Origin of the sequence: Streptomyces enissocaesilis (assembly GCF_039533765.1) — a bacterium.
GTDB lineage: Bacteria > Actinomycetota > Actinomycetes > Streptomycetales > Streptomycetaceae > Streptomyces > Streptomyces enissocaesilis.
This window is the reverse complement of sequence record NZ_BAAAUD010000035.1, coordinates 141,279-160,821: the sequence shown is the minus strand read 5'-3', so window position 1 is coordinate 160,821 and position 19,543 is coordinate 141,279. Positions and strand designations below refer to the sequence as shown.

Below are 19,543 nucleotides of genomic sequence, written 5' to 3'. Positions count from 1 at the left end.
CACCGGGGCCCTGCCCGCCCTCGACGGCGGCCGGAGCGGGTGGTGCGGCCACCGGCGCCGGGGCGGGCGCAGGAGCGGGAGCGGGCGCAGGAGCCGCGGGCACAGCGGGAGCGGGCACCGCCGCACCCACTCCCCCATGCGCGTCGGGTCCCGGTACGTACCCCATCGCGGGGCCGGGAGCGGCGGCCGCGGCCATGAACGCGCCACCGGCGCCACCGCCGTTGCGCTCCAGGCGGTCCAGCCGTGCCTGGAGCGAGCGCTCGTCGTCGAAGGCGGCGGGCAGCAGCACCCGGGCGCAGATCAGCTCCAGCTGGAGCCGCGGCGACGTCGCGCCCCGCATCTCGGTGAGCCCCGTGTTGACCAGGTCGGCGGCGCGGCTCAGCTCCGCCGCGCCGAACACCGAGGCCTGTGCCTGCATCCGTTCCACGACGTCCGCGGGCGCGTCGATCAGGCCCTTCTCGCGTGCGTCGGGAACGGCGGCCAGGATCACCAGGTCCCGGAGCCGCTCCAGCAGGTCGGCCACGAACCGGCGCGGATCGTTGCCGCCCTCGATGACCTGGTCCACGACCTCGAACGCGGCGGCTCCGTCACCCGCCGCGAAGGCGTCCACGACCGAGTCGAGGAGCGAACTCTCCGTGTACCCGAGGAGCGCGGTGGCCATGGCGTATGTCACACCGTCCTCGGCCGCGCCGGCGAGCAGCTGGTCCATGACGGACATCGAGTCGCGCACGGACCCGGCCCCGGACCGCACGACCAGCGGAAGCACCCCTTCCTCGACCGGGATGTTCTCCTTGCCGCACACCTCGCCGAGGTAGTCGCGCAGCGTCCCGGGCGGCACCAGGCGGAAGGGGTAGTGGTGCGTACGCGACCGGATCGTGCCGATGACCTTCTCGGGCTCCGTCGTCGCGAAGATGAACTTGAGGTGCTCCGGGGGCTCCTCGACCACCTTCAGCAGGGCGTTGAAGCCCGCCGGGGTGACCATGTGCGCCTCGTCGATGATGTAGATCTTGTAGCGGCTGCCGGCCGGACCGAAGAACGCCTTTTCCCGCAGGTCACGGGCGTCGTCCACACCACCGTGCGAAGCCGCGTCGATCTCGATGACGTCGATCGATCCCCGGCCGTTCCTGGCCAGGTCGACACAGGACTGGCACGTGCCGCAAGGGGTGGGTGTGGGCCCCTGCTCGCAGTTGAGGCAGCGGGCGAGGATGCGCGCGCTGGTCGTCTTTCCACAGCCCCGCGGCCCGCTGAACAGGTACGCGTGGTTGACCCGGTTGTTACGCAGGGCCTGCTGCAGCGGGGCAGTGACATGCTCCTGCCCGATGACCTCGGCGAACGACTCGGGACGGTAGCGGCGGTAGAGCGCAAGGGACGACACGTATACGAGGTTATCGGGACCCACCGACAACCGTCCCCGCCCAACGCAAGCGCCCCCCACGCACCCGCCAGAGCCCACTTACCCTTGCTGCCTTCCGGCCCTGGGGGAGTTCGGTGAGATGGCGCCACGTGAGGGGCTGGCCCCCACACTAGCGGATCGCCCCCCGGAAAAACGAGCCGGCCCCCGACCGCCCGGAACGCGTTCGCGAGCACTCCTCAACGTCTTGTATTGTTTGCCGCGGAGGATTCGCCTAGTGGCCTAGGGCGCACGCTTGGAAAGCGTGTTGGGGGCAACCCCTCACGAGTTCGAATCTCGTATCCTCCGCCACCGCTTCTGCGGTACAGAAGGCCCCGACCGGGAAACCGGCCGGGGCCTTCGTCGTGCTCCCGGTCGGTCAGCGGTGGTTCTTCCAGAACGGGTAGTCGTGGTCCTTCGTGAAGTCCGCGCGCCTCCAGGTGTCCGAGGCCAGCGTCTGCACGTATCCGCCGGCCTCCTGGAAGTGCGGCCGGTTCGTACGGCCCGAGTCGGCGAACTCCACCCATGTGCTGATCATCCGGTCGCGGAATCGGGCCTGGCCGTGCTTCACCTCCTGGAACAGGTCCATGTCGAACAGATAGGCCGGCTCGGACATGTGCTGGGCACGCTGGTCGAAGCTGGGCGTCGGGTACGCGTCGAACCAAGGCGTGTCGCGCTCGCTGAACTCGTACATCCGGGTCGGGGCCCACGCCGAGAGCAGTCGCGCGGTGTCCAGGGTCGGGGCCGACCACGCCGCATCCGTGCGGACCGTGGCCAGGGCTTCGCCCGCCGAGGGGAACGCGCCGAGCGGGTAGCGCTTCAGTACGCCGTCGGCCCTGTCGCCGAACTCCTCCCGGATCGCGGGCTCGTACGCCTCCGGTTCCATGGGGGCGCCTCCCGGCGCCAGCTCCTGGCCGAGGCCCCTGCCGCGCTCCTCGTCGTGGTTGACGCCGATGAGCACCGGCACCCGGTTGAACCGTCCGCTGCGCAACGCCTCCCGCGGGGACAGCGGCATCAGTTTCGTACCGGACACCGGGCGGGGCTCGTTGAACGGGCCGTACGCCTTCAGCAGATCTGCGCGGCCTCGGCGGACTCGCGCGCTGAGGCGCGCTGGGGCGCACCGGTCGGCCCCGCGGAATCCGCCGGCGCCGGCCTCACGCGCCGGCTTCGGCGCCGCCCACCGTTTCCGGGCAGTGACCGCCTCGGCCCGTGGCCGCGGACCCGGCCGTAGCCGTGGCCGGGTCCGGCGCGGGGTGCGTGGGCGTCAGGCGCTTGAAGTAGAAGCTGCAGTCCTTGAGGGTGCCGGCCGGATCGCCCGCGTAGTCGGGGACGACGCCGTAGCGGGTCCAGCCCGCGGCGCGGTAGAGGTGCTCGGCGGGGCTGCCGGTCTCGGTGTCCAGGAGCAGGAGCGTGGCTCCGGCGCGGGCGGCGGCCTCTTCGGCGGTGGCGAGGAGTGCGCGGCCCAGGCCCTGGCCGCGGGCGTCGCGGTGGACCATGAGCTTGACCAGTTCGGCGCGGTGCCGGCTGTTGGGCTTGGGGCTGCGGGCGAGACCGAAGGCGCCGGTGATGCCGCTGGGACCGCGGGCGGCCCACACGGTGAGGCTGCCGTCGTCCACCGCCGGTTGCTGGGCGGCCCACCAGGCGACGGCCTCGTCATGGCCGAAGGGGGCGAGGAAGCCGACGGACGCGTTGCCGTCGACCGCGTCCGCGAGGAGGCCGGCCAGGCCCCGCACGCTGTCGCGGAACCCGTCGGGCGACAGACGTGCGATGACATGAGTCCGCGCGCCGGCGGTCATGGCAGGACGACCAGGACCGCGTAGCGGACCGGACCGGGGCCCGGACAGCGGAACCGCGAAGGGCCCCAGAGGCGGAAACGCAGGCAGTCCCCGGCGCGGAGCTCGTGGACGCCGCCGCCCGCCGTGACCTCCAGGGCGCCTTCCCGTACCCAGATGTGCTGCTCGACGCCCGGCACGGGAGGTCCTTCGTACGAGATGTCCGCGCCCGGCCGCAGCGCCCCCTCGACGATCTCGCCCCGCAGCCCGGGGTGCGGCGGGGACACCGACCGCCGGGTGAAGCCCGACTCCTCGTCGCGCCACACCAACTGGTGGTCGGCCCGCACCAGTTGCGGCGGCTCGGCCTCCACCTCGGCGAGCAGGTGCGACATCGTCCGTCCGTACGCCGTGCACAGGGCGCCCAGCATCACCGCCGTCGGGCTGATCTCGGCACGCTCCAGCCGGGAGAGGGTCGATCGGCTGATGCCCGTACGCCGCGCCAGCTCGTCCAGCGACCAGCCGCGCTCCGTGCGCAGCTCGGAGAGCCTGGCTGCCAGTCGGTCCTCGACGCTTCTCACTTCAGAGAGAATATCCCACTTCCGGGACGACCGCCGGTCCGTCACTTCTCACGTCATCCGCCCGCCCTCCTTCCCCTCCCCCCTTCCTCGATGGGGCGCCGGCAGCACCTGGTGGCCCGGTTCGGCGTACGCCGCTGCCGTGTCCCCGGCGGCATACCCCCCGGGCACGCCGGTGACGTGGAGGAAGGGGAGACCACCGGGCGGCCGATGCGGTCGGGGGAGGCGGGGACGGGGAGCAGGGCCGCGCAACCCGATCCAGCTCTCCCGGGCCACGTCCCCGGCCCCGTCGACGCCGCCGGGAATCCCGTAGGCGATGCCCGTCAGGCGCCCGCGGGGCGCGTCGCACTCCTCTGCCCCATCGTTTTCCTCGTTCACATCATGAGGACGACACCGCCGCGTCACGGGTGACATCGAAGGACAACCCGGCCACCGTGACGGCCAGCACCTCGGCGAGCAGCACCGGTTCACGGCCGGGACGGCTGCCCCCGGTCCGTTCGCACGGACCGCACAGCGTCATCCCCAGAACCGCCCGCCACCTGCCGCGCGGGACACCGCACGCGTCGCACGCGTCGCTCTCGTCGTACGAGACCATGACTCCCCCACCCGTAAACTGTCCTGTTTACAGCCGACTGGGGAATCGTTCCACGAGGGTCCGACAATCATGCCGCGCGGCTTTGTCAGGTTCCTGCCGGTCCGACCCGGAGGACGGGCTCGGAGCCACAAGGGAGGGGCTCCCGGGAGGGGCGTCCCCCGAACGGGGGAAAACCCGTCCGGCCCGCTCTCCGTGCGGTGGCACCCGCCGCGCCCCCGCCACGACCCGCCGCAATCACCGCGACGGGGCCGCCCGGACCGCCCCACACCACCGGAGGGGGCGCTTCCGCTCATGATTTGCTCCCGTTCTGACGTTTGATACGGCCTTTGCGCCCCGCCCTCATGGCTGCGCCCGGAGCCGCCCGCCCGGTAGGCTTTCCGTGTGATCTTCAAGCGCATCGGAAACGGCCGGCCGTATCCCGACCACGGCCGGGAAAGCACCCGGCAGTGGGCGGATGTCGCGCCGCGCCCGGTCCGCCTCGATCAGCTGGTGACCACCAAGGGCCAGCTGGATCTCGAGACACTGCTCGCCGAGGACTCGACGTTCTACGGCGACCTCTTCGCCCACGTCGTGAAGTGGCAGGGCGACCTCTACCTGGAGGACGGACTGCACCGCGCGGTCCGCGCCGCGCTCCAGCAGCGCCAGGTGCTGCACGCGCGCGTCCTCGAACTGGACACCATCTGATCATCGGGCCGCCCGGTCACCCGGACGGCCCCCGGAGGCCGCCCTCATTGGTCCTTACGGGTTGGTCCGGCCCGAAGTCATTGATCATTTAGTAGGCATCATCACCGAGGCGCACTACGCTGCGCCCATGAGCATGCTGACACCCCCCGGCATGGGCGGAAAGTACCGCATTACGGGCGACAAGTACCCGCGTATGCGACGCCCCCGGAACCGACGCAGGACCATCCTCGCGGTGGCGGCCTCGATCGTGGCCCTCGGTCTGGCCGGCTGGGGGACTCTGCAGCTCATCGACGTCTTCACGGGCGGCGGGAAGAGGACCACGGCCGCCGGACGCGGCCAGGGCTGCGCGAGGCCCGCCGCGGCGTCCGCGCCACCGAGGGCCGCGCTGCCCGAGCCGGGCAAGATCAAGGTCAACGTCTACAACGCGACACCGCGCTCCGGCCTCGCCAAGAGCACCGCCGACGAGCTGAAGAAGCGCGGCTTCGCCATCGGCGAGATCGGCAACGCCCCCAAGGAGTACGACAAGAAGGTCAAGGGCTCCGGGGTGCTGCTGGGCTCGCCCAGGGCGGTCGCCGGCGCCCTGCCCGTACTCGGCACGCAGCTCAAGGGCGCCCCGCGGAAGACCGACACCCGCAAGGGCGCCGAAGTGGACCTGATCCTGGGCACGGCCTTCAAGAAGCTGGACACGAAGAAGGACGCGGACCGGGCCCTGGCCGTTCTGGCCGAACCCGCGCCCGCGCCCTCCTCGAAGTGCTGAGAACGCCGCGTCCGTACGGCCGCCGGCCGGCGGTCCCGTACATCCGCACGCCCTAGCCGGCGGTCCCGTACATCCGGTCGCCCGCGTCGCCGAGGCCCGGCACGATGTAGCCGTGCTCGTTGAGGCGCTCGTCGACCGAGGCGGTGACCACGGTGACCGGAGTGCCGGCCAGCTCCCGCTCCATGACCTCGACACCCTCGGGCGCCGCGAGCAGCACGACCGCCGTGACGTCGTCCGCGCCGCGCTTGATCAGCTCACGGATCGCCGCGACCAGGGTGCCGCCGGTGGCCAGCATCGGGTCGAGCACGTACACCTGGCGGCCGGAGAGGTCCTCCGGCATCCGGGTGGCGTACGTCTCCGCCTGGAGCGTCTCCTCGTTGCGGATCATGCCGAGGAAACCCACCTCGGCGGTCGGCAGCAGCCGCACCATGCCGTCGAGCATGCCCAGACCGGCCCGCAGGATCGGTACCACCAGGGGGCGCGGGTGGGACAGCTTCACACCCGTCGTCGACGTGACCGGGGTCTGGATGTCGACCTGCTCGGTCCGCACGTCCCGGGTGGCCTCGTACGCGAGCAGGGTGACCAGCTCGTCGGCGAGGCGCCGGAAGGTCGGAGAGTCGGTGCGCCTGTCGCGCAGCGTGGTGAGTTTGTGCGCCACCAGCGGGTGGTCGACAACATGGATCCGCATGGCGTCAACAGTAACCGGGCATCCCGGCGGCCCGCGCTGGCATCAACCCGCCGACCGGAGGGAAGGTGGGGTGGGAAGCAAACCCGGGTTTGGGGTGGTGTGGTCGATGCCGGACGGGGAGCACGGTCAGGAACAGCAGGAAAACACAGGTGAGGTCGACCGCAGGCGGCGGCGCGCCCAGTTCCTGCGCGAGCTGCACGAGGCCAAGGCACTGCGTGACCGGGTGCAGCCGCGCCGGGCCCGGGCGGCCCGGATGCGGCAGCAGATGCGGATGCGCACCTTCCGCTGGTAGCGGGCCCGCTCGCGGGACCGGGACACGACGCAAGAGCGGAAGACCTCTCGCGGAGCGATTGTTTCTGCCACGATTCCGAGTGGGCGGGGCTCGGAGCTGCGAAACGGTTTCTCCCCACCTCAGCGAACCCTCCAGCCGGGAGGAACTCCAACCGGCACTTCTCAAGACCAGTGGGAGAGTCACGGTGTACTTCGCCGCACTGCTCGCGCGCACCGAAGACGGGTGGAAAGCGAGCGACACGGAGCTCGACGACGTGGAAACCCTGTCCGACCTGACCGATCTGGCCCGTGAGGCCACGGTCGACGACGACACGGTGATCGTCTTCATCGAGCAGGAAGACGCATGGTTCGGCCTCGTCCGGGTGGACGGCGAGGAGGACCCTCGTATCTATGTCTCGGACGCGGCCGCGGCCGCCCGTTCCTCGTACGGGGAGATCCTGCTCACCGACGAACTGCTCGGCCGGGACCCCGAGGACCCGGACGTCCTGGAAGTGCTCGTCGACCTCGACGGCACCGAGGACGGGGAGCCGGACGAGGAAGTCATCGACGACGAAGAGGAGGAGATCACGGCGGACGACGGCGGTGCCGTACCGGCGGGCCCGCTCGGGGAGGCGGGGATCCTGACGGACCTCGGCCTGCCCGAGAAGGAGCTGCTGGCGCTCGACACGGACGCGCTGGGCGAGATCGCGGACGCCCTGGGCGCCGCCGACGTACTGGAGACCGTCCAGTAGTGAGTCCGGCAGTGGCAGAGGAGCAGGATCCGGGCCCGGATCCGGTACGGGACCGGTGGCGGGCGCCCATGCGCCTGGCCCTGGACGAGGCGGCACGGGCGGCGGTGGCCGGTGACGTACCGGTCGGCGCCGTCGTGCTGGCCCCCGACGGCTCGCTGCTCTCGGCGGGCCACAACGAGCGTGAGGCGACGGGCGACCCGACGGCGCACGCCGAGGTGCTGGCCATCCGCAGGGCGGCGCACGAGCTCGGCGAGTGGCGGCTGACGGGCTGCACGCTCGTCGTCACCCTGGAGCCGTGCACGATGTGCGCGGGAGCGCTCGTGCAGTCGCGGGTGGAGAGGGTGGTCTACGGGGCGCTCGACGAGAAGGCGGGCGCGGCCGGTTCGCTCTGGGACGTCGTACGGGACCGGAGGCTGAACCACCGGCCCGAGGTCGTCTCGGGCGTACTCGAAAAGGAGTGCTCGGACCGGCTGACGGCCTTCTTCAGGGACCGCTGAGGGATGGCTGAGGGGGCGGCGAGGGGCCGCTGAGGGGCCGGCCGGCGGACCGGCCGGACGACCGATTTCGGAGCACGGCCCGGCGTGGGCTAAGCTCTCTCTCGGTAGCGTGTCCGAGCGGCCTAAGGAGCACGCCTCGAAAGCGTGTGAGGGGGCAACTCCTCCGTGGGTTCAAATCCCACCGCTACCGCTCAGAACGAAAGCCCCGACTCTCGGAGTCGGGGCTTTCGTGTTGTGCGGTTAGACTCACGCGACTCAGGGGACCGGCAGGGGAGGGCGAACAACATGGTGCTGGCGAGGAAGATAACGCTCTACGTGGTCGTCGTCTTCGTGCTGTACACGATCATCAATTTCCCCCAGCGAGCGGCCGATTTCGTCCAGGTAGGGTTCGAAGGCGTGTCCAGTGCCGCCCAGGGCGTCGGCGATTTCATGGCCCAGCTGATCCAGTGAGCGGGCGCCCTCCGCATCGAAGGAGTGTTCCTTGATCCGCCATCTGGTCCTCTTCAAGCTCAACGAAGGTGTCGAGCGGGACGAGCCGCGCGTCGCCGCCGGTGTGAAGGCCTTCGAAGAGCTCGACGGGACCGTTCCCGAGCTGGAGTTCTGGGAGTGCGCCTGGAACATCACCGACCGGCCCATCGCGTACGACTTCGCCATCAACTCGGCCGTCCGGGACCGCGATGCGCTGAAGCGCTACATCGAGCACCCGGCCCACCAGGCGGCCGCCGCGCAGTGGCGCGAATTCGCCACGTGGGTGATCGCCGACTACGAGTTCTGAGCCCCCGCGGCAGCAGGCCCCGCACCGTTCCGGTGCGGGGTTTTTGCATGTTTAAGAGCCAACTTGCCCTCAACACGGCTTTATACGGTGCTTGCACACAGTGCACATGTCTTGTGATGCTATGACCGCTTTTGACGGATGAGTTGACGTGGTTGACCGAGATAAGGGGTGGCGTGTCCGTGCCGGCCAGTACAGCGCCTCAAGCTCCGCCCCAACAGCTTCAGCCACTTCCCCCCGAGACCGCGCCCGACGTCCCCGCGGGCAGCCCCGCGAAGCGCCGGGGCGCGGACACCAGGGCGCTCACCCAGGTCCTGTTCGCGGAGCTGAAGGGGCTGGACCCGGGTACGCCCGAGCACCACCGCGTGCGCGGAGCGCTCATCGAGGCGAACCTGCCGCTGGTGCGGTACGCCGCCGCCCGGTTCCGCAGCCGCAACGAGCCGATGGAGGACGTCGTCCAGGTCGGCACGATCGGGCTGATCAACGCGATCGACCGGTTCGACCCGGACCGCGGCGTGCAGTTCCCCACCTTCGCGATGCCGACCGTGGTGGGCGAGATCAAACGGTACTTCCGCGACAACGTCAGGACCGTGCACGTACCGCGCCGGCTGCACGAGCTGTGGGTGCAGGTCAGCGGGGCCACCGAGGACCTCACGACGGCCCACGGGCGCTCCCCCACGACCGCCGAGATCGCCGAGCGCCTGCGCATCTCCGAGGACGAGGTGCTGGCGTGCATCGAGGCGGGGCGCTCGTACCACGCGACCTCGCTGGAGGCGGCCCAGGAGGGCGACGGGCTGCCGGGACTGCTCGACCGGCTCGGATACGAGGACCCGGCCCTGGCCGGGGTCGAGCACCGCGACCTCGTCCGCCACCTGCTCGTACAGCTGCCCGAACGCGAACAGCGGATCCTCCTGCTCCGGTACTACAACAACCTGACGCAGTCCCAGATCAGCGCCGAACTGGGCGTCTCCCAGATGCATGTGTCGAGACTCCTGGCGAGAAGCTTCGCCCGGCTCAGATCCGCAAATCGAATCGAGGCGTAACCGGTTCGGGTGGGACCCGTACGTGGCCGAAAAGCCGCACACCCCCTCTTTCCTGCGCAGGTTTGTCGACTTGGCGCTACAGCGCGTTGCCGACATGTGACATTCTGCTGAGACCGCGTTTGCCGCAGCCACTCCTCCGGTATTCAGGTGGAGGCTGCTTCCTCCGACGGGAGCGCCCGCCGCTACCGTCAGCGACCTCAAGGGGGTGGCATGTCCGCAGAACAGGGCAGCTCGAAGGTGCTCACGAAGGAAGTAGTGCCTGCCGTGCTCGACCAGGTGACGGCTCCGCCGCCGCCGTTGGTGTCGCAGCCGGAAGCCATCGACACCCGCACTCTGTCCCGCTCGCTCTTCCTGCGGCTTGCCGCTCTCGACAAGGACAGCCCGGACCGTACATACGTACGGGACACGCTGATCGAGCTCAACCTCCCCCTGGTGCGGTACGCCGCCGCCCGGTTCCGCAGCCGCAACGAGCCGATGGAGGACATCGTCCAGGTCGGCACGATCGGGCTGATCAAGGCGATCGACCGGTTCGACTGCGAACGGGGCGTGGAGTTCCCGACGTTCGCGATGCCGACGGTGGTCGGCGAGATCAAGCGCTTCTTCCGCGACACCAGCTGGTCGGTACGGGTCCCGCGCCGCCTCCAGGAGCTGCGGCTCGCGCTGACGAAGGCCAGCGACGACCTCGCGCAGAAGCTCGACCGCTCCCCGACCGTGCCCGAACTCGCCGCGGTGCTCGGGGTGTCGGAGGAGGACGTCGTCGACGGCCTCGCGGTGGGCAACGCCTACACCGCGAGCTCGCTGGACTCCCCCTCCCCGGAGGACGACGGCGGCGAGGGTTCGCTGGCGGACCGCCTCGGGTACGAGGACACGGCGCTGGAGGGTGTCGAGTACCGCGAGTCCCTGAAGCCGCTGCTGGCGAAGCTGCCGCCGCGCGAGCGCCAGATCATCATGCTGCGGTTCTTCGCGAACATGACGCAGTCCCAGATCGGTGAGGAGGTCGGCATCTCCCAGATGCACGTCTCGCGCCTGCTGACCCGCACGCTCTCGCAGCTCAGAGAAGGGCTCATCGCGGACTGAGCGGCGTCACCGACGCCACGCCGGGCAGAGGCCCGGCACACGACCGCCGGGGCGCTACGACGAGCGCCCCGGCGGTCGTGCCGTGTCCGGGCCGCCCCGGGCGGCGTGTCCGCCGGCCGGGAGCGGTGATCAGCTGAGCGCGAGCCAGGCGACCGCCGCGAGGATCACGACGACGGCCACGACGCCGACGATCAGACCGGTCCTGGGACCGCCCGACGCCGCGGCCGCGGCCGGCTGCTGTCGCTGCGGTTCGCCGTCGTCCACGAAGGCGCGGAACATCTGGGTGCTGCCCGCCGGGTCGTGGTGACCCTCGGGGCCCTGGGGGGCATGGGGGTTGTGTGCCATGGGGAAGGACCCTAGCGAAGTGGGGCCGCCCCGCACACCCCAGGACCCCTGTAGGGGCCCCTGGGGCGGTGCCACCGCACCTTCACGAGCGTGATCTGCGGCTTTACCGGCCGCTCGGCCGCCCTTGACCCGCCCCGGACCGATCCTTTTGGGTTCCTTTACTCCAGGTGGCCCGATTTAATTTGCCTGTAGCAACCAACCGCTTATATGGTTGCCCTAAGCAACAAGATGTTCGGAGGTGCCCATGGCCGCACAGAGCCAGTTCGCGGAACTGGCCCGGCAGCTCAGCGCCATCGGTGCCGTGAAGCGCGATCTCGCACGCATCCTCCCCGCGCACTGCCCGGCCGGATCGGCCGCCGTGCTCACCCTCCTCGACCACCACGGCGAGATGCGGATGAGCCGGCTCGCCGAGCTCCTCGCGGTCGACATGTCGGTGACCAGCCGGCACGTGGCACACGTGGCGGAGCGCGGCTGGGTCGACCGGGCCCCCGACCCGTGCGACAAGCGTTCACGCATCCTGCGGCTCAACCCGGCGGGCCGGGCGCTCCTGGAGGAACTCTCCGAGCGCTACGTCCAGACGCTCGCCGGTGCCCTCGACGACTGGTCCGACGACGAGGTCGGACAGCTCAACACGATGCTGGCCCGCCTGCGCGACAGCTTCGGCGAATGCCGGGCGCGGTCACCGCACCACTTCGAGCACGACACAGCAATACCCGCAACACCCGCGTAAGAGCAAAGGAATTCAATGGCTACGACCACACCAGCCGGTGTGCGGGGCGGCCACGCCAAGCAGGGGTCCTCCCACTCCTCCGACGGCGCGCCGATGACTCACCGGCAGATCATGGAGGCCCTCACCGGTCTTCTGCTCGGCATGTTCGTCGCGATGCTGTCGTCGACGATCGTGTCCAACGCCCTCCCCGAGATCATCAGGGACCTCGACGGCACCCAGAGCGCGTACACCTGGGTCGTCACCGCGGCGCTCCTGTCCATGACGGTGACCACCCCTCTCTGGGGCAAGCTGGCGGACCTCTTCAGCAAGAAGCTGCTGGTCCAGGTGGCTCTGGTCATCTTCGTGATCGGCTCGGCGCTGGCCGGCATATCGCAGAACACCGGCACGCTCATCGCCTTCCGTGTGCTCCAGGGCGTCGGCACCGGCGGTCTGGTCGCGCTCTCGCAGATCGTGATCGCCGCGATGATCCCGCCGCGTGAGCGCGGCAGGTACGCCGGCTACATCGGCGCCACGTTCGCGGTCGCGACGGTCGGCGGCCCGCTGCTCGGCGGCGTCCTCACCGACACCGACTGGCTGGGCTGGCGCTGGTGCTTCTACGTCGGTGTGCCGTTCGCGGCCATCGCACTGGTCCTCCTCCAGAAGACCCTCAAGCTTCCGGTCGTCCGCCGCAAGGTGAAGATCGACTGGCTCGGTGCCTTCTTCCTGGCCGCCTCCGTCTCCCTGCTGATGATCTGGGTGACCCTGGCGGGCGACAAGTACGACTGGATCTCGTGGCAGACGTACGCCATGGTCGGCGGTTCGGTCGTGCTCGGACTGATCTTCGTCCTCGTCGAGACCAAGGCCGCGGAGCCGCTGATCCCGCTGCGCTTCTTCCGCAACCGCACGATCGCGCTCACGTCCTTCGCGAGCCTCTTCGTCGGTGTCGCGATGTTCGGCTCGACCGTCTTCCTGAGCCAGTACTTCCAGCTCGCCCGCGACAAGTCCCCGACGATGTCCGGCGTCATGACGATCCCGATGATCGCGGGCCTGTTCATCTCCTCCACCCTGTCCGGCCAGATCATCACCAAGACCGGCCGCTGGAAGGGCTTCCTGGTCGGCGGCGGCGTCGGCCTGGTCGCGGGCCTCGGCCTGCTCGGCACGATCACGTACGACACCGAGTACTGGCAGGTCGGCGTCTACATGGCGGTGCTCGGCCTCGGCCTCGGCATGATGATGCAGAACCTCGTGCTGGCCTCCCAGAACCAGGTCGAGCCGCACGAGCTCGGCGCGGCCAGCTCGCTGGTCACCTTCACCCGCACCCTCGGCGGCGCCATCGGCGTCTCCGCGCTCGGCGCGGTGCTCTCCAGCCGCATCACCCACTACGTCGAGGACGGCCTGGCCGCCCTCCACATCAAGCCGGGCGCGGCCGGCGGCGGGAACACCATCCCGGACATGGACGCGTTGCCCGCGCCGATCAGGACCGTCATGGAGAGCGCGTACGGAGACGGGGTCGCCGACCTCTTCCTGTACGCCGCGCCCATCGCGCTGGTCGGTCTGATCCTGGTCCTGTTCGTGAAGGAGGTCGCCTTGAAGTCGTCCCACGACGACGCGGCGCAGTCGGCGCAGTCGGACCCGGAGCAGATGGCCGCGGCGCCCGCCGGCGTGGCCACCACGGCCACCGAGGTCACCGCCCCGGTCGCGACCGGCAGGACCCTGCACGGCACGGTCCGTACCGCCGAGGGAACGGCCGTACCGTACGCCGCGGTCACGCTGATCTCGCTCGCCGGACGGCAGCTCGGCCGCGCGGTCGCCCAGCAGGGCCGTTACGCGCTGGACGCCCCGGCGGCCGGTTCGTACGTCCTGATCGCCTCCGCCGACGGCTTCCAGCCGCAGGCGTCCACGGTGGTCGTGGGTGACGAGCCCGTCGCGTACGACATCCTCCTGTCCGGTACGAGCGGACTCGCCGGCACCGTGCGCGCCGCGGACGGCGGCCTGCCCGTCGAGGACGCGATGGTCATCGTGACCGACGTGCGCGGCGATGTGCTCGCCACCGGCACGTCGGCCGCCCAGGGCGACTTCGTCTTCGGCGAGCTGGTCCCCGGAACGGTGACCGTCGCGGTGAACGCGGCCGGCTTCCGGCCGATGGCGCTGCCGGTGGAGATCGGCGGCCAGGGCGTCACCCGCGTCGAGGTCGCGCTCCAGTCCGGCGCGCTGGTCCGGGGCACGGTACGCGGCGGCGCCGCCCGGCGCCCGCTGGCCGACGCCCGGGTGACGCTGATGGACGCGGCCGGGAACGTGGTCGCCTCCTCCACCACCGGGGACGACGGGGCGTACGCCTTCGCCGACCTCGACTCGGGCGAGTACACGGTCGTCGCGACCGGCTACCCGCCGGTGGCCGGAGCGCTGACGGTCTCGGGCCGCGGCGTCGACGGCCACGACATCGAGCTCGCCCACCCGGGCGAGTGATCACAGGCCCCCGGCCCGGGGCGCGTCCTTAGCGGAGGCGCGCCCCCACGGCCGGTGCGGAAACGGGCCCCGGCAGCGGGTCCGACAGGCAGGGGACGGCCTGTCGGACCCGCCCGGGGCCCTCAGTCTTGAAGGAGAGAGAACGGGATGGGACTTCGCGCACAGGTACGGACCCGGGACGGCTGGGCCGTGCAGCACGCGGTGGTGACCGTGACCGACATGACGGGCACCCAGGTGGTCCGGGCGGCCGCGGACGAGGAGGGGACGGCGAGGACCGACACCCCCCTGCCGGCCGGCCCCTACACGGTGATCGTGACGGCCGCCGGTTACGCCCCCGCGGCGTCGACGGCGTTCGTCACGGCGAGCGGACGGGCGGACGCCGGAACGGTCGTACTGGCCCGCCAGGGCGGCGTGGAACTCCCGCCCCCCGGCACCTGGACGCTCGACCCGGCGCACTCCTCGGTGGGCGCGGTCGCCCAGCACCTGGGGATCTCCAGCGTGCACGGCCGGTTCACCGAGTTCGGCGGGCACATCGAGATCGCCGAGGACCTCGGGGCGTCGCGCGTCGAGGCCGTCATCACGGCGGCCAGCATCGACACCGGCAACGGCATGCGGGACGGCCACCTGAAGTCGCCCGACTTCCTGGACGTCGAGCGGTTCCCCGAGATCAGGTACCGCAGTACGGGCCTGACCCCGGCGGGCCCCGACCGGTGGACCGTGCACGGCGAGCTGTCCCTGCACGGGGTGGCGCGCGCCGTCGACCTGGACCTCAGCTACCTGGGGACGGGCCCGGACCCGTGGGGCGGCGTACGGGCGGCCTTCCGCGCGACGGCCGAACTGCGCCGCGACGACTTCGCCATGAACTACAACCAGGTCGTCCAGGCGGGCATCTCGGCGATCGGCGCGACGCTGCGGGTCGAACTCGACATGCAGGCGGTCCAGGGGGACCGGCTCCCGCAGGCGTAGCGGCCGCCGGGCGCTAGCGGGAGGTGCGGCCCCGTCCGGTGAAGGAGCCGGGCGAGGGCGGTCCGTCGCCCGCCTCGGACACCAGGGCGTAACAGAGGTCCCGCAGTTTGACGTTCCGGCCCTGGGAGGCCCGGCGCAGTATGTTCAGCGCCACACCCGCCGTGCAGCGCCTGCGGGCCATGACGATGCCGATCGCCTGGTCGATGACCGAGCGCGAGAGCATCGCGGTCCGCAGGTCGTGCACCGTCTCCGTCTCCTGCTCGATGCGCTCGGCGACGGCGATCGCCCCCGCCGCCTGGGCGGACAGCCGCCGCGCCGTCTCCCGCTGGTCCCCGAGGGCGTGGGGCCGGCCGGAGTAGAGGTTCAGGGCGCCCAGGGTGTGGGAGTTCAGCGCCAGCGGGGTGGCCAGGACGGACCGTACGCCGTGCGCGGCGGCCGCCGCCGGGTACGGGCCCCAGCGCCGCTCCCGGAGCATGTCGGGTACGTAGTTCTCCTCGCCGTTCTCCATGCTGCACACGCAGGGCCCGGTCTCGGCCTCGTACTGCAGCAGGTCCAGCCGGAGCGCCTCGCCGCTTTCGGCGGCGGCCGTGACCAGGCGGCCGTGGCGGCGCATCGTGATGCTGCACGCCTGTGCGCCGTCCACCGCGCGGACGGCGCGCCGCGTCACGTCCTGGAGGAAGGCGTGCAGGCCGCGCCAGTCGGTGAGCGCGTCGTGGAGCGAGGCGAAGTCGAAGCCGTCGGCCGGTGCGCTCCCCGTGCCCTCCGTGCTCCTTGCCGTATCCGTCATGCCCTTCCTGTGCCCGCGATCGCGCCGGTCACCCTGGGTGCTGCTCCGTGGACCTGACTTCGACGATGCGTGACGCGATGTCGCGGAGCTTCACGTTGCCCTTCTGCGAGGCGCGCACGAGACGGTCGAAGGCCTGCGAGGCGTCGATGTTCATGCTCCCCATGAGGATGCCGGTGGCCTGCCCGATCACGTCCCGTGTGTGCATGGCCTCGGCGAGCTGTTCCCGCACCTCGACGGAGTCCAGGGCGATGCCGAGGTGGGCCGAGAACAGCCGCCCGACGCGTACGGACTCGTCGTCGAAGGCGCTCGGCTTGCGCGAGTAGAGCGTCAGCACGCTGAATCTTCGCTGGTGGCCCCGGAGCCGGAGGAACAGGGCGGAGCGCAGGCCGTTCTCGGTGAGCACCGGCCCGTGGCCGTCGCACGCGGCGATGTCCTCCATGCGGACGACGGGGCTGTCCCACAGCCCCGGCCAGCCCATGGCGCAGCCCGCTCCGCATCCGGTCGCCGCGTCGAGGGTCCGTATCACCTCGTCGGTCCAGGCGACGGTACGAACGTCTCCCACGCGCTCCACGAGGGAGATGCCCGCGTGATCGGCGTCCGGCACGATGTCCCTGGCCAGCAGCGCCCCGACCCGTGCCGTCTCCGCGTACCCCTCGGTTTCGTACAGGGCGGTGGCGGCAGCGGCCAACGACTCCGCCAGCGGGACAGATGTCCCCACTTGGGCAGAATCGTAGGAAATCTCGGGAATGTCGGACGCAGTCACCACGAACCTCTTCGGCGAGCATGGCTGAGAGTGCGGCCATGCGCGGGAGAGCTCCGCAGCACATTCCCGACTGCGAGCAAAGGACGGACAGACTCTATCCGCTTCTGTCCTGCGACGGAGCATTCATGCTGTCGCTCCGGCCACTCAGCGGGCCGCCATCGCCTCGATACCCGCGATCAGTGTCTCCAGCGCGAACTGGAAGTCGCGCTCGCGCATCTCCGCCACCGTGTCCCCGCCCCGCGCCTCCAGCAGGTCCTTGGCGTTCTCGAACGTCTCGCGCAGCTGCGGCGCGGTGCTCATCGCGCCCATCGCCTGGGTGAAGAACTCGTCCTGGTTCATGCCCGCCGACGCGCAGCGCTGCACGAAGTGGCCCTCGATCGTCCCGAAGCCGTAGACGAACTGGAAGACCGCGGCCAGGCCGCCCGTCTGCCCGTGCGGCGGCAGCCCGGTCGCGCGCATCACGTCGTGCACGGCCCGGGAGAACGCCACCGAGTGCGGCCCGATGTTGAGGAACGTGCCGATCAGCGGCGACACCCACACGTGCCGGACCAGCAACTCCCGGTAGCTGGTGGCCAGTGCGCGCAGCCGGTCGCGCCAGTCGCCGGTCTCCGCCGGGGGCGTGATCTCGCTGAAGACCGAGTCGAGGGCCAGTTCCAGCAGGTCGTCCTTGGTGTCGACGTACCAGTAGACGGACATGGCGGTGACGTTCAGCTCGGCGGCGAGTCGGCGCATGGAGAACTTCGCGAGTCCCTCGGCGTCGAGCAGCCGCACCGACACCGCGGTGATCCGGTCCCGGTCGAGACCGGCCGGCTGGTCCGCCCTGCGGGCGCGCGGTGTCTTCCCCTCCAGCCAGACGCTGTTGCGGGCTGGGTTCCTGACACGGTCGGCCGCGGACACCATGGACGCACACTCCTCGTTCTCCCGGCGGGGCGGGCGACGAACCGGAATGGCCCGGTCCGCCCCCCCGTTCCGATGCTATGCCGCTGATACGGCTCCGGGTGAGTCTGCCCGCTCAGCACGGCGCAACAGCACCGCGGCGAGCAGTCCGCCGGCGAGCACCGCGACCGCACCGACCAGTTGGCTGGTCTCGACCCCCGAGGCGAAGGCGTCCGCGATACGGGCCCGCTCCCCCGCGCCGTCCGCCGCCGCCAGCGCGGCGGGCAGCGAGGCCGCGCCGACCGCGGCGGGGACGAGCGCGGCGAAGCGGGAGTTGAGCACCGCGCCCAGGACGGCGACACCCAGACCGTTGCCGAACTCGGCCAGTGTGCCGTTGACGCCCGCGCCCACACCGGCCTTCTCCGGCGGGATGGCGCTCATGATGGCGTTGGCCATGGCGGGCATCGCGAGCGAGATGCCCGCGCCCATCACGACCAGTCCGAGCAGCATTCCGCCGTAGCCGGCCCCGGTGCCGCCGCCGAGTACCGCGATCGCGGCGAGACCGGCGGACAGCAGGGTCATGCCGGAGGCGATGGTCGCGGGCGTGCCCAGCCGGGGCAGCAGCCGCGCGCCGAGGCCGGTGAGGTTGAGCACGACGACCGTGAGCGCGAGCGGCGCCGTACGCAGCCCCGCCTCCAGGGGCCCGTACCCGAGCACGAACTGGAGGTGCTGGGTGAGGAGGAAGAGCGAGCCGCCCATGCCGAACGCGACGAGGATCGCGCCCGCGACCGCGCCGACGAAGCGCTGGTCGCGGAAGAAGTGCATGTCCAGCATCGGGTACGGGATGCGCAGCTCCCAGAAGACGAAGACGCCGAGGACGAGGACGCCGACCGCGGCGGAGACCAGCACCCGGGCGGAGGTCCAGCCGTGCTCCGGGCCGGAGATGATCGCGTACACGACGGCGGTCATGCCGACGGTGGAGAGCAGCGCGCCGAGCAGGTCGGGCCGGTCGCCCTGCTTGCTCCTGGACTCCGGCACGAGGAGGACGACGGCGACGAGACCGACGATCGCGACCGGGATGTTGATCAGGAAGATCGCGCCCCACCAGAAGTGGTCGAGCATGACGCCGCCGATCAGCGGACCGACCGCGAAACCGAGCGAGTTGACCGTCGACCACAGGCCGATGGCCTTCACGCGCTCGGTGTCGTCGAAGATCTGGACGACGACGGCGAGGGTGGTGGTGATCAGCAGCGCGCCGCCGATGCCCATGCCCGCGCGGGCGGCGATCAACTGGGCGCTGGACTGGGCGAGTCCGGCGACGAGGGAGCCGATGCCGAAGAGCGCGAGGCCGGCCATCAGCATCTTCTTGCGGCCGTAGCGGTCGGCGGCGCTGCCCGCGGTGAGGAGGAGGCCCGACTGGACCAGGGAGTACGCGTTGATCATCCACTGGATGTCGGCGGTGGACGTGTCCAGTTCCTCGGTGAGGGAGGGGATCGCGACGTTCAGGACGGTGTTGTCGAGCAGCACGGTGAGCTGGGCCAGGCAGATGACACCGAGGATCAGCCAGCGCTGCGGGTGGCCCTGCGCGGTGGGGCGGTCCTCGGAGGTCGTCGCCGTCATGCGGGGTCTCCTTGCACGGGTACGGGTACGGGCACGGGGGGTGTTGCGAGCTGTTCCCGTACACCGTACAAGGAGTTCCTGTACGCCGTATAATTATTTTCGCCCGGTCAGGTCGTAGAGGGTCGCCCCCCTCGACGGT

At 70.9% G+C, this 19,543-nt stretch carries 23 protein-coding genes, 2 tRNA genes and 1 other RNA gene; 14 read left to right on the top strand and 12 right to left on the bottom strand.

All coding sequences use genetic code 11. From position 1 onward, the window contains the following. Both ABD374_RS17310 and ffs read right to left on the bottom strand, forming a co-directional pair. Positions 1-1,375, bottom strand: a 1,375-nt coding sequence (locus ABD374_RS17310; RefSeq protein ID WP_344496130.1) for a DNA polymerase III subunit gamma and tau, incomplete at its 3' end; no start/stop codon positions are given. A gap of 42 nt (positions 1,376-1,417) precedes the next feature. After that, positions 1,418-1,516, bottom strand: an RNA gene (ffs, locus tag ABD374_RS17305) — signal recognition particle sRNA small type. Between the two features lie 98 nt (positions 1,517-1,614). Here ffs and ABD374_RS17300 point away from each other — a divergent pair. Beyond that, a tRNA-Ser gene (locus tag ABD374_RS17300) sits at positions 1,615-1,702 on the top strand. A gap of 67 nt (positions 1,703-1,769) precedes the next feature. Here ABD374_RS17300 and ABD374_RS17295 read toward each other — a convergent pair. From ABD374_RS17295 to ABD374_RS17280, 4 genes are all read right to left on the bottom strand, one after another. Then, a complete protein-coding gene (locus ABD374_RS17295; RefSeq protein ID WP_344496128.1) occupies positions 1,770-2,423 on the bottom strand; it encodes a carboxylesterase family protein in 654 nt (217 codons plus the stop codon). Positions 2,424-2,544: 121 nt separating this feature from the next. Beyond that, positions 2,545-3,186 carry a GNAT family N-acetyltransferase gene (locus ABD374_RS17290; RefSeq protein WP_344496126.1) on the bottom strand — a complete coding sequence of 214 codons (642 nt, stop codon included), beginning with the start codon at positions 3,184-3,186 and terminating at the stop codon, positions 2,545-2,547. Then, on the bottom strand, positions 3,183-3,740 hold the full coding sequence (locus ABD374_RS17285; RefSeq protein WP_344496124.1) for a helix-turn-helix domain-containing protein: 558 nt from the start codon (positions 3,738-3,740) through the stop codon (positions 3,183-3,185). The genes ABD374_RS17290 and ABD374_RS17285 overlap by 4 nt, the downstream gene beginning before the upstream one ends. Before the next feature lie 376 nt (positions 3,741-4,116). Further along, entirely contained in the window at positions 4,117-4,332 is a 216-nt protein-coding gene (locus tag ABD374_RS17280; protein WP_344496122.1) for a hypothetical protein, read from the bottom strand. Between the two features lie 381 nt (positions 4,333-4,713). On the opposite strand from ABD374_RS17280, the gene ABD374_RS17275 reads away from it, so the two are divergent. Then, on the top strand, positions 4,714-5,016 hold the full coding sequence (locus tag ABD374_RS17275) for a type II toxin-antitoxin system VapB family antitoxin (protein WP_344496120.1): 303 nt from the start codon (positions 4,714-4,716) through the stop codon (positions 5,014-5,016). Between the two features lie 127 nt (positions 5,017-5,143). Further along, positions 5,144-5,773, top strand: a complete 630-nt coding sequence (locus ABD374_RS17270) for a LytR C-terminal domain-containing protein (RefSeq protein WP_344496118.1) — start codon at positions 5,144-5,146, stop codon at positions 5,771-5,773. Between the two features lie 52 nt (positions 5,774-5,825). On the opposite strand, the gene upp is transcribed toward ABD374_RS17270, so the two are convergent. Continuing rightward, positions 5,826-6,461: a uracil phosphoribosyltransferase gene (gene upp, locus ABD374_RS17265; RefSeq protein WP_344496116.1), complete on the bottom strand. Its 636-nt coding sequence runs from the start codon at positions 6,459-6,461 to the stop codon at positions 5,826-5,828. A gap of 106 nt (positions 6,462-6,567) precedes the next feature. On the opposite strand from upp, the gene ABD374_RS17260 reads away from it, so the two are divergent. The 8 genes from ABD374_RS17260 (at position 6,568) to ABD374_RS17225 (ending at position 10,872) form a co-directional block, all read left to right on the top strand. Next, positions 6,568-6,753, top strand: coding sequence for a hypothetical protein (locus tag ABD374_RS17260; protein ID WP_344496146.1), 186 nt, complete (start codon positions 6,568-6,570; stop codon positions 6,751-6,753). 184 nt (positions 6,754-6,937) lie between these two features. Then, positions 6,938-7,483 carry a tRNA adenosine deaminase-associated protein gene (locus tag ABD374_RS17255; RefSeq protein WP_344496114.1) on the top strand — a complete coding sequence of 182 codons (546 nt, stop codon included), beginning with the start codon at positions 6,938-6,940 and terminating at the stop codon, positions 7,481-7,483. A gap of 68 nt (positions 7,484-7,551) precedes the next feature. Further along, positions 7,552-7,980, top strand: a complete 429-nt coding sequence (gene tadA / locus ABD374_RS17250; protein ID WP_344496144.1) for a tRNA adenosine(34) deaminase TadA — start codon at positions 7,552-7,554, stop codon at positions 7,978-7,980. Between the two features lie 103 nt (positions 7,981-8,083). Further along, positions 8,084-8,170, top strand: a tRNA-Ser gene (locus ABD374_RS17245). A 95-nt stretch (positions 8,171-8,265) separates the two neighbouring features. Then, a complete protein-coding gene (locus ABD374_RS17240) occupies positions 8,266-8,430 on the top strand; it encodes a hypothetical protein (protein WP_344496112.1) in 165 nt (54 codons plus the stop codon). A gap of 31 nt (positions 8,431-8,461) precedes the next feature. After that, positions 8,462-8,755 carry a Dabb family protein gene (locus ABD374_RS17235; protein WP_344496110.1) on the top strand — a complete coding sequence of 98 codons (294 nt, stop codon included), beginning with the start codon at positions 8,462-8,464 and terminating at the stop codon, positions 8,753-8,755. Between the two features lie 179 nt (positions 8,756-8,934). After that, positions 8,935-9,795 carry an RNA polymerase sigma factor SigF gene (locus ABD374_RS17230; RefSeq protein WP_344496108.1) on the top strand — a complete coding sequence of 287 codons (861 nt, stop codon included), beginning with the start codon at positions 8,935-8,937 and terminating at the stop codon, positions 9,793-9,795. Between the two features lie 210 nt (positions 9,796-10,005). Beyond that, entirely contained in the window at positions 10,006-10,872 is an 867-nt protein-coding gene (locus ABD374_RS17225) for an RNA polymerase sigma factor SigF (protein ID WP_344496106.1), read from the top strand. A gap of 129 nt (positions 10,873-11,001) precedes the next feature. On the opposite strand, the gene ABD374_RS17220 is transcribed toward ABD374_RS17225, so the two are convergent. Next, positions 11,002-11,217, bottom strand: coding sequence for a hypothetical protein (locus ABD374_RS17220; RefSeq protein WP_344496104.1), 216 nt, complete (start codon positions 11,215-11,217; stop codon positions 11,002-11,004). Between the two features lie 244 nt (positions 11,218-11,461). Here ABD374_RS17220 and ABD374_RS17215 point away from each other — a divergent pair, with 244 nt between their 5' ends. The 3 genes from ABD374_RS17215 to ABD374_RS17205 all read left to right on the top strand — a co-directional run bounded on the left by ABD374_RS17215 (position 11,462) and on the right by ABD374_RS17205 (position 15,358). Beyond that, entirely contained in the window at positions 11,462-11,947 is a 486-nt protein-coding gene (locus tag ABD374_RS17215; RefSeq protein WP_344496102.1) for a MarR family winged helix-turn-helix transcriptional regulator, read from the top strand. Between the two features lie 93 nt (positions 11,948-12,040). Further along, positions 12,041-14,392: an MFS transporter gene (locus ABD374_RS17210; protein ID WP_486388628.1), complete on the top strand. Its 2,352-nt coding sequence runs from the start codon at positions 12,041-12,043 to the stop codon at positions 14,390-14,392. A 147-nt stretch (positions 14,393-14,539) separates the two neighbouring features. Continuing rightward, positions 14,540-15,358 (top strand): YceI family protein, encoded by an 819-nt coding sequence (locus ABD374_RS17205; protein ID WP_344496098.1) that lies wholly within the window; start codon positions 14,540-14,542, stop codon positions 15,356-15,358. Between the two features lie 13 nt (positions 15,359-15,371). On the opposite strand, the gene ABD374_RS17200 is transcribed toward ABD374_RS17205, so the two are convergent. The 4 genes from ABD374_RS17200 to ABD374_RS17185 form a co-directional block, all read right to left on the bottom strand. Continuing rightward, on the bottom strand, positions 15,372-16,145 hold the full coding sequence (locus ABD374_RS17200) for a GAF and ANTAR domain-containing protein (RefSeq protein WP_344496096.1): 774 nt from the start codon (positions 16,143-16,145) through the stop codon (positions 15,372-15,374). Between the two features lie 28 nt (positions 16,146-16,173). After that, positions 16,174-16,863, bottom strand: coding sequence for a GAF and ANTAR domain-containing protein (locus tag ABD374_RS17195; protein ID WP_344496094.1), 690 nt, complete (start codon positions 16,861-16,863; stop codon positions 16,174-16,176). 189 nt (positions 16,864-17,052) lie between these two features. Continuing rightward, on the bottom strand, positions 17,053-17,808 hold the full coding sequence (locus ABD374_RS17190) for a TetR/AcrR family transcriptional regulator (RefSeq protein ID WP_344496092.1): 756 nt from the start codon (positions 17,806-17,808) through the stop codon (positions 17,053-17,055). A 75-nt stretch (positions 17,809-17,883) separates the two neighbouring features. Continuing rightward, positions 17,884-19,404, bottom strand: coding sequence for an MFS transporter (locus ABD374_RS17185; protein WP_344496090.1), 1,521 nt, complete (start codon positions 19,402-19,404; stop codon positions 17,884-17,886). Positions 19,405-19,543: the final 139 nt, after the last annotated feature.